Source organism: Salinispira sp. (assembly GCF_059431795.1).
The window spans coordinates 37,649-51,227 of record NZ_JBXWXS010000031.1 but is presented as its reverse complement, the minus strand read 5'-3'; the positions used below and the strand labels follow the sequence as shown (position 1 = coordinate 51,227).

At 46.2% G+C, this 13,579-nt stretch carries 11 protein-coding genes and 1 tRNA gene; 5 read left to right on the top strand and 7 right to left on the bottom strand.

The window, feature by feature from the left end; translation table 11 throughout:
* The first annotated feature begins 100 nt into the window (after window positions 1–100).
* The 3 genes from pdxS to AC52PS_RS10100 all read left to right on the top strand — a co-directional run bounded on the left by pdxS (window position 101) and on the right by AC52PS_RS10100 (window position 2,586).
* Entirely contained in the window at window positions 101–1,006 is a 906-nt protein-coding gene (gene pdxS / locus AC52PS_RS10110; protein ID WP_495562944.1) for a pyridoxal 5'-phosphate synthase lyase subunit PdxS, read from the top strand.
* Window positions 1,007–1,153: 147 nt separating this feature from the next.
* Entirely contained in the window at window positions 1,154–1,735 is a 582-nt protein-coding gene (gene pdxT / locus AC52PS_RS10105) for a pyridoxal 5'-phosphate synthase glutaminase subunit PdxT (RefSeq protein ID WP_495562943.1), read from the top strand.
* Window positions 1,732–2,586, top strand: a complete 855-nt coding sequence (locus tag AC52PS_RS10100) for an alpha/beta hydrolase (protein WP_495562942.1) — start codon at window positions 1,732–1,734, stop codon at window positions 2,584–2,586. Before pdxT ends, AC52PS_RS10100 begins: the two co-directional genes overlap by 4 nt.
* On the opposite strand, the gene AC52PS_RS10095 is transcribed toward AC52PS_RS10100, so the two are convergent.
* A complete protein-coding gene (locus tag AC52PS_RS10095; RefSeq protein WP_495562941.1) occupies window positions 2,587–3,651 on the bottom strand; it encodes a polyprenyl synthetase family protein in 1,065 nt (354 codons plus the stop codon).
* 191 nt (window positions 3,652–3,842) lie between these two features.
* Window positions 3,843–5,315, bottom strand: a complete 1,473-nt coding sequence (gene crtID, locus AC52PS_RS10090) for a bifunctional phytoene desaturase/3,4-desaturase (protein ID WP_495562940.1) — start codon at window positions 5,313–5,315, stop codon at window positions 3,843–3,845.
* Between the two features lie 344 nt (window positions 5,316–5,659).
* Here crtID and ilvB point away from each other — a divergent pair, with 344 nt between their 5' ends.
* The gene (ilvB, locus tag AC52PS_RS10085; RefSeq protein ID WP_495562939.1) at window positions 5,660–7,375 is read left to right on the top strand and encodes a biosynthetic-type acetolactate synthase large subunit; all 1,716 of its coding nucleotides are present in this window, start codon (window positions 5,660–5,662) and stop codon (window positions 7,373–7,375) included.
* A 99-nt stretch (window positions 7,376–7,474) separates the two neighbouring features.
* A complete protein-coding gene (ilvN, locus tag AC52PS_RS10080; RefSeq protein ID WP_495562938.1) occupies window positions 7,475–8,014 on the top strand; it encodes an acetolactate synthase small subunit in 540 nt (179 codons plus the stop codon).
* Window positions 8,015–8,157: 143 nt separating this feature from the next.
* On the opposite strand, the gene AC52PS_RS10075 is transcribed toward ilvN, so the two are convergent.
* From AC52PS_RS10075 to AC52PS_RS10055, 5 genes are all read right to left on the bottom strand, one after another.
* Window positions 8,158–8,231, bottom strand: a tRNA-Val gene (locus AC52PS_RS10075).
* A 197-nt stretch (window positions 8,232–8,428) separates the two neighbouring features.
* Window positions 8,429–8,869 (bottom strand): response regulator, encoded by a 441-nt coding sequence (locus tag AC52PS_RS10070; protein ID WP_495562937.1) that lies wholly within the window; start codon window positions 8,867–8,869, stop codon window positions 8,429–8,431.
* 22 nt (window positions 8,870–8,891) lie between these two features.
* Window positions 8,892–9,368, bottom strand: coding sequence for a chemotaxis protein CheX (locus AC52PS_RS10065; protein ID WP_495562936.1), 477 nt, complete (start codon window positions 9,366–9,368; stop codon window positions 8,892–8,894).
* A 17-nt stretch (window positions 9,369–9,385) separates the two neighbouring features.
* Window positions 9,386–10,804, bottom strand: a complete 1,419-nt coding sequence (locus tag AC52PS_RS10060; RefSeq protein WP_495562935.1) for a chemotaxis protein CheW — start codon at window positions 10,802–10,804, stop codon at window positions 9,386–9,388.
* 12 nt (window positions 10,805–10,816) lie between these two features.
* Complete coding sequence (locus AC52PS_RS10055) at window positions 10,817–13,291, bottom strand: chemotaxis protein CheA (RefSeq protein WP_495562934.1); 2,475 nt, start codon at window positions 13,289–13,291, stop codon at window positions 10,817–10,819.
* Between the last annotated feature and the right edge of the window lie 288 nt (window positions 13,292–13,579).

The following is a 13,579-nucleotide window of genomic DNA, read 5'->3' as shown; positions in this document are numbered from 1 at the left end:
AGTATCAAAATACAAACACAGAGTCAGTGCCCTATTTACCATCCAGTTCCTTTGGAATAAGATGGGGCATTCATAACGTGATATAAGGCAGGTAAAGATAATGAGTACTACACTCTGGTCAGAACGGCAGGTTTCCACCTGGCGAACCAAGGTGGGGCTGGCTGAAATGCTCAAAGGCGGCGTCATCATGGATGTTATTAATGTTGAGCAGGCAAAAATTGCAGAAGACGCCGGTGCACAGGCGGTTATGGCCCTGGAACGGGTTCCCGCAGATATTCGACAGTACGGCGGAGTTGCGCGGATGAGCGACCCGGCCATGATTGAAGAAATTAAATCAGCCGTTTCAATCCCTGTTATGGCGAAAGCGCGAATCGGGCATTTTGCCGAAGCCCAGATTCTGGAAGCCCTTGGTGTCGATTTTATTGATGAAAGTGAAGTATTAACCCCCGCTGACGATGAGTATCATATCTGGAAGCATGACTTTAAAGCACCCTTCGTATGTGGGTGCCGGAATCTCGGCGAAGCTCTCAGGAGGATCGGCGAAGGTGCCGCCATGATCCGGACCAAAGGGGAAGCCGGTACCGGAGACATTGTGGAAGCCGTTCGTCATTTGCGCACCGTACGGGACGGTATGAAGCGTCTCCAGGGTTTGAGCCGTGAACAACTGATGACCGAAGCCAAGAATCTGGGCGCCCCTTTCGAGTTGGTGTATGAGATTGCAGAGACCGGCAAACTTCCGGTTCCCAATTTCTCCGCCGGCGGAGTGGCAACCCCTGCGGACGCGGCACTAATGGTACAGCTGGGTGCGGAAGCAGTCTTCGTGGGTTCAGGGATCTTTAAAAGCGGGGATCCCAAGAGACGGGCCCGGGCCATTGTTGACGCCGTGAGCTATTACAATGAACCGGCGAAAGTGCTTGAAATTTCCAGGAATCTGGGAGAGCCAATGACAGGGATTAATGTGAGCAGCATGTCCGAAGATGAAAGACTGGCCCAAAGGGGCTGGTAACGTTTCTCTCCGGGATTACCCGGTTATTTCAAAAGCCGATCCCGGGGCGTTCCCGAAGATCGGCTTTTTTCTATTCAGAAACCTGTTTTCTTCATACGCCGGCTTTTTGATCCCCCGAGATCTCAACCCACAGAAAAGGTGAAGAACATGAAACATATAGGCGTACTCAGCCTCCAAGGTGGATTTCAACGGCACATAGATATCCTCAGCCGCCTGGGGACCCACCCACTCCCGGTTCGACACAGTGAAGAACTGGATAAATGCAGCAGCTTGATCATTCCCGGGGGTGAAAGCACCACCATTGCAATGATCATGAAGCGCAGAGGGCTTCATGATCACATCAGCCGTCGGATTGAGAATGGAATGCCGGTTTTCGGCACATGTGCGGGGATGATTCTCTTGTCCCGGCATATTGACGGCCGTTCGGAGCACAGCTTTGCTGCATTAAACGCAAGTATTCTGAGAAACGCATACGGCAGTCAAGTCCACAGTTTCGAAGCTCACATTGATATTCAGGATGAAAATATCAGCATTCCCAATTTTCCTGCAGTTTTCATCCGGGCTCCGAAAATCGAAGAAATGGGCGATGAAGTGAAGGTATTGGCAGAGTTTAATTCCGCACCGGTGCTGGTGCGCCAGGGGACTATTCTTGCTGCCAGCTTCCACCCTGAACTCACCGATGACGAACGAATTCATAAGTACTTTATAGGCATGACGGAGGAACAATGACTCGGCGGACAAAAATCAAGCTCATTACGTACGGCACATTAATCGGTTTTATGCTTTTTCTCGCTCTTCTGTTTTACCTCACCACCTACTATGAAGCGGAATACACGCTTGAGGAATTTATATCCCAGGCAGATATCGGCGAAGAGGATGTATTTATTTACCGGGGTGAAGATTTCACTGCGCTGATCCCTGCTTCAACATTTTCTGGCAGTTTCCCTGGCAGCAACAGGGGGGAGTCAGGGGGGAACGGCTTTAATCCTTCTTCCGTAAAAGCCGACAGAGGACTGGTATTTTACCCCGGAGCAAAGGTTGAGGGCATCGCATACTCCCCGCTGCTTCTCCCCCTTATCGCCCGGGGATACCCGGTAATTATCCTGAAATTCCCCTTTCATTTTGCAATTCTTGAACAGAACGCCGGACACAAGGCAATGCCTCAGTTTAGCTCCATTGGAAGGTGGACTCTCTCAGGTCATTCGTTGGGAGGAACGGTGGCCGGTTGGGAAGCACTGGAAAATTATAAAGAACGGAACGGAGATGATCCGCCGGATTTTACGGTTGACAGCATGATATATCTTGCATCCTACAGCAATGAAGGAAATGACCTCAGCGACAGCGATCTGACCATTCTCAGCGTTGCCGGGGAACGTGACGGCCTGATATCCCTCCCGGAAATCCGCGAAAGCATGAATCTCTACCCCGACGATGCAAAGCTTATTACCATTTACGGAGGAAACCACGCCCAATTTGGTAGCTACGGACCCCAGGCCGGAGATGCGGCAGCGGGAATATCTCCTGAAGCCCAGCAGGAGAGAGCTACCCAGTTGATGCTTGAATTTCTCCAGAGACTCTGATCAGTGTGAGCGGTTCATGTTGTAATCGGTCAGGTGCTCCAAGCCTATTCGCAGATCGACGAACTCCTGCGGCAGGGTGGAAAGAACCTCCGTGATCTCATTCCTGAATCCCTGAAGATCGGAATCGACCCGCTCTCTAATTCCATGCTCGGCCATCCGCTCCAACAACCAATCCAGGTCTTCGGTGCCCGAATAATGCTGAAGAATTCCATCCAGTTTGGTCCTCTGCTGGTTATCAAGCTGATCCCTGAGAAGCTGTAGGTATACGGTTTTCTTTCCTTCCCGGAGATCCGAATCGTTGGGCTTGCCGGTGCTCCCGGGATCTCCGAACAGTCCAAGTTCATCGTCCTTTATCTGGAAAATAATGCCGATCAGTTCGCCTGCTTTCTCAAGCGCATCCCTTACTTCCCGGCTGCTGCCTCGCAAGAGCCCCGCCAGACTCATGGGCAGGGAAAACGTGTACCGTCCCGTCTTGTATCGGTAGGTGCGGATAATATCATCATACGTGACCATCGAAACATCAATCTGACCATGGTGGACATCCTGCATCTGAGCAAGCCCCACCAGCATCAGCTCGTCCTCAATAAAGCGCTCTACGGAGCGCACCAAAGTATCTTCGGCCTGAATTGAAGAAATAATTCTCATGGCAAGGAAGGTGGCTACATCTCCGGCGCATATGCCCAGGCTGTCCCCGTAATGCGCGGGATCCTTAACAGTCAGGGTTTTACCGTCATTGATGTACAGGGCATGCATGGCCGCTTTTCCCCGGCGCAGTTCATCCTGATCCATAATATCATCATGTATCAGAAGCATGCTCTGAAGAATTTCCAATGCGGCGGCAATATCCATCACTGTATCCCTGGAAACATCCTGCCCCGGCAACAGACTGTATGAAAACGGTACAAGACTACCTCTGATATGTTTTCCCCTGAGTGTATAATCTGTCAGTCTGTCTGCCAGCTGTGAGCTGAATGAACTGACATTACCGTAGTTCTGTAGAAAGCTTCGGATGTGAAGGGATATTTTGGTCTCTATTTCTTTCTTGTACCTGTACAGTTCATTCATCTCGTTTCCTCAAAATATTTCAGAGTTCAACCGCCAATCCGATGTTCCCGGATGGGAGACAGGCAGACTTGCCAACTCTCTTCCGCTGCTTCACAACTGGAGACAACTGGCGGGTATGCTCAATGCCCTCCCTAAGCCTATGGATTATCCAAGCCACTGCGGTTGTGCACCGCCGGATATATGTGCCAATTTCAGCCATTAAATTCTTTGCCTATGGCCTTTGAAACGATATCTGCAGCAATAAGCGTCATGGGAACTCCCACTCCGGGGTGTGTATACTGCCCTGCATAAAACATGTTTTTCAAGTGCTTGTTTCGCATGGAAGGTCTGAACACTGCAGTTTGACCTAGAGTATGCGCCAATCCCAAAGCGGTGCCCTTAAGTGCCCCGTAATCTTCAGTAAATTCCTCGCCGCTGTAATATCGTTGAACTTCAATGCTGTCCCGGAATTTTTCGCCGCAAAGGTTCTCCAAATGACGGATAATTTTATCTCCGTACTGTTTTCGAAATTGTTCATCCGCTGAAAGCCCTGGAGCCACGGGTACAAGAACAAAGACATTTTCTTTTCCCTCGGGACTCATGCTGTCATCATCGTCGCTGGTGACACTCACATAATATGAAGGATTATCCGGCCATTCGGGATGCTTAAAAATCTCATCAAAGTGATTGTTCCATTCTTTTGCAAAAAACAGATTATGATGTTTTAAACCTGTAAGCTTTTTGCTGACTCCAAGATACATAATGAACATGGAAGGCGCCACCACCGCCTTGTTCCAGTATTTGGGGGAATAATTACGTACTTTCTGATCCAGTAATTTTTGTTCAATCTGATAATAATCCCCTGTGGCCAACACCACATCGGCAGGTAAATTCCCCGTATTTGTTTCTACTCCGGTAGCCATGCCGTTGGAATAGGTAATCCCTGTTACATCCGTATTCAACTTGATCTTCACTCCCAGGTCTTCCAAAAGGCTGTGCATACCCTCAACCATTTTATTCATTCCTCCATGGGGGAAATACACTCCCTGTACCAGATCCACATGGCTCATTATCGAATACAAGGCAGGAGCGTTGGACGGGCTGTTTCCGAGAAATACCATTGCATACTCAAGAATCTTTTGAGCCCGATGATCCGTAAAGTACTTTTTAACATGAGAGTGTAAATCGCCGAACACACCCAGTCGGCTTCCCTGAAGAACTAAGCGGGGATTGATAAATTGAAAGATGGAACGGTATTCCCGATAGAGGAACTCTTCAATGGCAACCTTGTATTTATAACTGGCTTTCCCCAGATACTTTTTAAGCTTTTCGCTTCCGTTCTCCTCCAAATCATCAAACACCTTATTAATACCGTCCCTGTCCGGACCGATATCTACCGTTCCCTCTCCTTCAAAGAAGACCCGGTAATATGGTGCAAGTTTTTTCAGGCTGTAATATTCTTCTCGGTTTTTCCCCAGATCTTCGAAGAATTGTTCAAAAACTTCAGGCATTAAATACCAGGATGGCCCCATATCGAAGGTGTACCCGTTTTTTTCCCAGCTTCTTCCCCGACCGCCAAGGCGGTCGTGACGTTCGAGGAGTGTTACCTCCATGCCCTGCTTGCTCAATTTGGCAGCACTTGCCATTCCGGCGAAACCGCCGCCGATAACCAATGCCTGTTTCATGCACATCTCCCATTCGCAGTAATTAATATAGTCCGGTACTTGGGACAATATAAAATCACATACTGAAATATTCAATAATTTTTTCTCAATTCTGGCGAAGATATGGATACTGTCTGAGCAATTGTTTTTGGATTACAATTGTGACCGGATAATAATTATTTTTCTTCTGCAAATGCATCATGATTTATATCTTCCGTTTCATTTTGTTAATTTTTCTAGAATATTTTCCATTTAAGCGTGTTTTTATATGTTTTTTTGTATATTTCTTCAGTATATTCTCCAAAACGCATTGACTTTGATGTTTTTTTAGTAATAATTAGTATTCAGACAGAGCTGGAGGATATATGGATACGAAAACCAGAACAGGCGCAGAAGTAATTGTGGATGTAATACATCAGGAAGGCATCGAATATATCTTCGGATTACCCGGCGGAGCCGCTATTCCGATCTTCGATGCATTGGTTGACTCACCTGTTAAAATGATTCTCACGCGACATGAGCAGGGAGCTACGCATATGGCGGACGGCTATGCCCGGGCAACAGGCAAACCTGCAGTTGTACTGGTAACTTCCGGCCCCGGTGCAACCAACACCATTACAGGAATTCTCACAGCCCAAATGGATTCTGTGCCAATGGTAATAATCACAGGACAAAACACCACCTGGAATTTAGGGCTGGACGCTTTTCAGGAAGCCGACGTTTCGGGGATATCATTTCCCGTGGTTAAACATTCATATCTCGTAAAAGACGGGAATGACCTGCCACGGATTATGCAGGAAGCGTTTCATATATGTCAGTCGGGAAGACCCGGACCGGTGTTGGTGGATATACCCAAGGATATCTCCTCCATGGTTGTAGAGCCGGATTATGAGCAGGATTTCCATCTGCCGGGATACAGCATCCTGAACGAAGGTGACGAAGACTCTATAGCAACCGCAGCACGGCTTCTTCAAAAAGCCAGCCGTCCGGTCCTTCTCGTGGGACACGGAGCGGTAATCTCCGGGGCTGAAAAGGAAGTAAAAAAACTTGCCGAATCTCTTCAGATTCCGGTTACCAATACCCTGCTTGGGAAAGGCTGCTTTCCGGAAGATCATGAATTAAGTCTCGGTATGCTGGGAATGCACGGAACCGCCTATGCGAACAAGGCGGTGGTGGACTGCGACCTGATCATGTCCATTGGTTCCCGTTGGGATGACCGGATTATCGGTAAACCTGAAGTCTTTTGCATGGATGCAAAAAAAATCCACGTTGATATTGATCCAGCGGAGTTCAACAAAATACTTCAAATGGATGTGACTATTCAGGGCGACGCCAAAGCCGTTATCGCCTCCCTGCTCAAATCCGTTCAGCCGGGTGACACTTCCGCGTGGCTCAAACAGATACAGAAATGGAAAAAGGACCTGCCGCTTAAGTACCGGCGAACCGGAAAGCTGTCAGCTCAGCATGTAATTGATGAGATGCATATCCAAAGCGGTGGAAAAGCTATAGTCACAACCGATGTGGGCCAACACCAAATGTGGGCCGCCCAGTACTGCCGCACCAACGATAGGTTTCACTGGATAAGTTCAGGAGGTGCCGGTACGATGGGTTTCGGATTCCCTGCGGCAATCGGGGCTCAGTTCGCCCATCCGGAGAAGACGGTGGTTGCAGTGGTGGGAGATGGCGGGTTTCAAATGACTCTCAGCGAGCTTTCTACGGCGGTGATCCACAAACTCCCGCTGAAAATAATTGTTGTGAATAACCGATACCTTGGAATGGTACGGCAATGGCAGAATCTATTCTACGATAACCGCCTTTCCGGCGTGGATATGGAAGGCAATCCTGATTTCGTAAAACTTGCAGAAAGTTACGGAGCCAAAGGCTTCAGGATCAAACGCAGTGCCGATGTGAAAAGAATTATCCGGAACTCTCTTGAATATACTCAAGGACCTGTGGTGATAGACGCAATGGTTGAAAAAGAAGGGAACGTTTTTCCCATGATCCCTGCCGGAGCTTCTCTTTCAGAAATGATTCTGGAAGAACCCAAGCAAAAGATGGCAAAACCTGTGGGATCCACCTGAGAATGCTTCAGGTAGATCTTAACCCTCACTAACTGGAACATCCAGATGGTCAGCAGGGATTGGCGGAAAGTAATTCAGGGAATATGTAAGGAGCGGAGTGTGAAAAATCCTGTTACAGCACAAGAAATCATGGAAGCAGCACAAGGAATGAAACGGCACACTATAAGCCTTTTCGTAGCAAACAAGCCGGGAGTACTCATTCGAATATCGTTGGTCTTCGCCCGGAGAGGTTACAATATAGACAGCCTGGTGGTTTCCTCAGGAAGTGATCCCCGCTTTTCCACCATGAATATTGTTGCCCGTGGTGATGCTAAAGTACTTGATCAAATACTCAAGCAGCTGAATAAACTTGTTGATGTTGTCTCTGCAAAAGATCGCACCGATGAGGACATTATCCAAAAGGAACTGGCCTTATTCAAGGTCGGGTGCACAGGAGCACCCCGATTTGAAGTACTTCAGCTTGCCGGTTCTATGGAATGCGAAGTAGTTGAAGTTTCGGAAAATGCAGTGATTCTGGAAACAGTTGGTGACAGTGAGCGGATAGACAGCGTGTACAAGGTTCTCGAAGGTTACGGGGTAATTGAGTTGGTGCGAACGGGAAAAGTACTGATGTCAAGAGGTTCGGAGATTACGTCCTGAAATGCTACACAAGAGCTGACAAAGAAGTGCATGGTCGGAGATCCGGCCGGCGGCCTGGGGTACTGCTATAGAAATTTCAGGACGCTTTGTGGGTCGTTACTATGTATGGGGTATCACTATTGTGAGTGACTTCATTAACAGAATGGGCGGTGCAGGACTCGAACCAGCGACCCCCAGCGTGTCGAGCTGGTGCTCTAACCATCTGAGCTAACCGCCCCCGTGTAATATTTTTACTCTCGATTCCACAACAAGCCCTCACAAGGGCCTGCAAATCAAACCATAAAGAAATTGCTAAGACTTTTAACAATCATAATTCATTATTGTAAAAGGCTTATGATTCCGTACTACGATTCAGCATCTTTCAAGAGGTAATTTTGAAAGATGCCAACTGTCAATGAAAGACGGGGCTGAATCTTAATCGGGGGCTACTGCACTTGAGATACGCTCCAGTACCTTTTTTCGGTCCAGGGGTTTTACAATGTAGTTTTTTGCTCCGATCATCAGACTCTGCTTAACCAAGTCCTGTTTTCCAAGGGCACTGATCATTACTACTCGTGCATCCTTATCAAACTCAATGATTTTCTGAAGGGATGTTACACCATCCATTTTCGGCATGGTAATGTCCATGGTCACCAGATCTACATTCGGATGAAGTTCCTTGTATTTTTCGAAGCCGTCTTCACCGTTTTCAGCAGTTGCAACAACATCAAATCCTTCTGATGTCAGAATCTGGGTGATTTGCTTGGTTACAAACATAGAATCATCCACGACCAATACCTTATAAGACCGTCCAGAAGGATCCATCCCTGTAGCCTTTCGTTCATTGATATTTGGAAAATCGCCTTTTGATCTCATGTATCATGACTCCTGTATGTGATTAACTGCGTTCCCGGACGGCTACATTGATTTCGATCTTACCCAGTTCCATGTCCATGGGCACAATAAGGGCTTCCACCTTGTTATCGCTGATTTCCATATCCTTTCCTGTCAAAATTGCAGGGGGAGTAAGGTCAAAACTAAACCCCAGATTGTGCAGTTTTGTTACAGCCTGACCAGTAATCATATTTGCCATTTCGGTGATGGTGGCTTTGGCCATGTCATTCATTTCGGTCACCGGATCCATTCCCATGGATTCAAGCATGACGGATGTAATACCAAGAGCAGTTTCTTTTGACATATCAAACAGAACCCTCCCTTCAACATCCCCTGCCAGCCCTACGATTGCTGCAACTCCGAGAACGGACATACTGGTTGATTTCAAGTACAGTTCCCCCCGTTTTACCTCAGTGCCTAAGACTTCCGTGAGAACATTATAGGCAGATTCGACAAAAGGGTTAATGTATTCTACGCGCATAAATTAAGACTCCTATTTCAGTTTGATTTCTTTCTGTAAAAACGCAATTCCTTATCGGTTTTCTCTTCCCAGGGGTATGCATCAGGTATTCTTTCATGATCCCCGAGTATGACAATACCTCCGGCCTTCATCCGCTCATCAAGTTCTTCCAATAAACGACTGGAATCTTCACGGCTCAAATACGACAGCAAATCTCTGGAAACCAGTAACTGGATGGGAGGCATTGCATGAGCATGGGCAATATCGTGATATTCAAAAAGAATCGCATCCTTGATTTCCTGGTTAAAACTCAATCCGTTGGGGCCGCTGACCATAAAGTCCCGGTATAGTTCAGGCACTGCATTTTCATCAAAAATCATATTCGGTGCACTGGAAACAGAAAGCAGATCCTTATCGCTGGCCCATATTTTTAATCTAGCCTTAGGATACTTTTTCTTGAGCAATACTGCAAGGGAGTAGGTTTCATAGCCCTTTCCACATCCTGGATTCCAGATATGAAGTTGGTTATCCACTTCATCGGGCAGTGCGTTATACAGAGCATCGAAAAGGTCTTTTTCCCACAACCGGGATGTATATCTCGATGAAAACCCTGTAAGAAACTGAGATGCATCAGACTTATTGGAAAGCTGAATATTATCTTTACTGCGTTCGTCCTTCCACTCCTGAAAGCGGCTTTCAAACCAGTCTCTGTTTATTTCGCTGACGAAGAAGTGTTCGAAAGTTTCTAGGGTCTCTATAATAAACTGTTTGTTAATTGCTTCACTGTCTTCTTTTTGTTTCTGTTTGTTCGGTGATGCCTTTTTCTGGATTTTTTTCGATGGTTGGGCTGACGCATCATCAGCTTCCCTGTGTTCAGTCTGTCGAGATGTATCTAAGGCCTGACGCTGAGCCTGTCGGACCATTTCATTTTGGTTTTCTTTATTTTTTTCTTCTTCGGGTTTTCCCAGAATGCGTTCCACATCCAGAATGATGTACAACCGCCCATCGTTTTCTACAACTCCGCTGATATATTTGATATTAATATCACCGAAGATCGGATGGGGGGGCTGAATGGTGTCTTTTGAAATGCCCACAACCTTATCTATTTTATCGACCACAACCCCGATCATATTTGTTTCCAGGCGGAGAATGAGGCCATTTTCCTCATCCAGAGTTTCATCGTCCTCATGGGGAAGATTAAACATTTCACGCAGATCGATAATTGAGATAATCTCGCCTCTAAGATTGTATACCCCCCGTACAAAAGGGGGAGTATTGGGCACATAGGTGAAATTAATGAACTTTGCAATTTCTTTCACCTTCATAATATCGATCCCGTAATCCTTCCCGCCAAGGGTGAAGGTTACCATTTTGAAATCTATATTTTCTACCTTGGCATCCTGATCTTCAACCGCCCGGGCATGTGCTGATTTCTTTGATTTGGTTAGAATTTTCATGCATCTTCCTCACTACCGGGGTGAAACTTCCCTTCTCTGCCGCGCTTCGATTTCCATCTTTTGCCCCAGCTCAAGCAACTGACTCACGTCGATAATCAACGATACAGTTCCGTCACCGGTGATATTGGCACCGGCTATACCCGGTGCATTGGTATAATGATCTCTGAGAGGTTTAATTACCACATCTTCCTCTCCAATGAGTTGATCCACTATCAGCCCCATTTTCTTATCGCCGCTTCCAACAATAACAACAAAGAAATGTTCTTTATCCTCGTCGGTGGGAATATTAAAAATACGGTTCAGGCGCATCAGGCTCACCACATCTTCCCGGACATTGAATACTTCATAATTGTCAATTTTTCTGATCTCTTCAGGCTTTATACGGTGACTGTCCAAAACCGCAGTAATGGGAATTGCATACAATTCTTTACCAACCCGTACAAGAAGTCCCTGAATAATTGCAAGTGTAAGAGGAATTTTAATGGTGAAGCGCGATCCTTTTCCCTGGGATGACCAGACTGAAACATTTCCGTTCAGTTTTTCGATCTGCTTTTTCACCACATCCAGGCCTACACCACGACCACTGATATTGGTTATGGATTTCGCTGTAGAAAAACCGGGCTCGAAAATAAGGTTATAGGCTTCGATATCCGTCAGAGCCTTGTTCGGATGAATAATGCCCCGGTCTATGGCTTTTTTCTTAACTTTATTTACGTCTATTCCGCGGCCGTCATCAAAAATTTCAATGAGGATCATATTTCCCTCATTGCTGGCCTTAAGGTGAATTTTGCCTTCGGGGGGTTTTCCGCTTTTTTTCCGCTCTTCAGCGGTTTCAATACCGTGATCCAGTGAGTTTCTCACACAGTGGATCAAGGGGTCCAGAAGGTCTTCTATTACACTCTTATCGAGCTCTGTGTCTTCACCTTCGATTTCCAGCTTAACTTTTTTATCCAGGGACCTGCTGAGATCCCTTACAAGGCGGGGAAAGCGGGAGAATATCTGAGATATGGGAACCATTCTGATTCTCATTACGCCTTCCTGCAGTTCGGAAGTAATTCGCCCAAGATTTTGCGCAGTATTGCGGAATTTGGCAATGGACGTTTTGATTGAACCATGGAAACCGTCGAAGAAGGTAGACAGCTGGCCGAACTGTTCAATCATATCCCGTTTCACATCTTTCATGCCTTTGCCGCTTTGTATCTGCTCCAAATAATCAGGGAGGGAGTCAAAGAGTTCTTTAATTAGCTGGCGGTACTGGGTCTGTACCTGCTGAAGATCGCTGAGATTTTCCGTGAACTGGTTGCTCACCTGATTAAATGTCGCCTTGTTAATTACGGTCTCACTTACCAGGTTAAGAAGATCGTCGATCCGTTTACTTTCCACCCGGAGAATTGAACTGGAAGCAGTTTTACGGGGTTCTCCGATTTCTTTCGGGGCTGCTTCACTGTTCTTGATTCCTGCTTTTGCCGATTCAATGACCTCCTGGATATCGGATTCATCTTCCTCTTCATCCATATTGTCATAGTTCGAAACATCATCGGCTTCAGTCTCTTCGTCTAACGCTGCCGGGGTATGTTCATCTTCGTAGGCTTCGCTATCGTGGTCTGTATCTGCTGCCTGAACCTGGATAACCGGCTCAGATTCAACCTCGGACAAGGGGTGTATTTCAATGGATGTGGTGACATCCGGAATTTGCAAGATTGTTTCTAGTCGGGAAGCATCTGATTGTGTGGCCAGGTAATAGACCACCTGGGGATAAAAATTATCTTCATATAATGCTTCAAACTGGGGACGTGTGGATAATACAGTACCTTCGGCTTTCAATGCTGCGAATACCTGGATTCCTCCCACGGTATTCATGGGATTATCGGGATTAAAATTGACAATCACCTGGTAGACAGTATCGCCCTCATCGGCATTCTCCTGAAGTTCCAGCAGATCGTACTCTGAAAGTTTCACCTGGTCAGCAGTATTTCGCTCATTTGAAGCAACTGTTTTCTCAGGTTTTGCATCGGAGGTGTTTTTTGAAGCTTTTACGGCTTTTTTAGCAGATTTGCCACCATCCTTGGATTTTTTGGAGGATTCAGTCTTGCCCTTCAAAAATCCCTTGAGTGTTTCTTCGGTGGAGCTGATATCTTCTTCATACACGCTGCCCTGTGAGCGTTCAGAAAGCATGGCTTTAATAATATCTATTGCATCCAGCAGGGTGTCTATAATTGCTTCGTTAATCTTGAGTTTTCCGGCACGGATGTCGTCAAGGACATCTTCTACAATATGGGTAAACTCAGACAGCTCTGTCATCTGAACGGTGGCAGAAGCGCCTTTCAGGGTGTGTGCGGCCCGAAAAATTTCATCTATGGAGTCTTGATTTGACTGGTCGTTTTCAAGCACAAGAATATTCTGTTCAAGCAGATCCACCTGCATTTCCGCTTCAACAAAAAAATCTTTTAACAGCTCTTCATTATTTGGATCTAGGTAATCGCTCATGTTTTAAATCATATACTAATGAAATGGTAAGTCAATATTAAAATGTAAATATTTGACTTTGAATTGAAAAAAATACTGAATATGAATTGTTTATTAAATCTTTCCAAAGCATCCTTCTACGCACTCTTTTTGAAGAATCCATGCAATAGAAATTATATCATTATTACTTAATCAATACGTAATTTTTAATACCCAGTAACTGGTAGCGTCGTAATTATCTTCCACTTGTTGCATTGTAAAATCAACAATTATAAACGGCAGACCCTGAGGTCTGCCGTGTGTGATCAA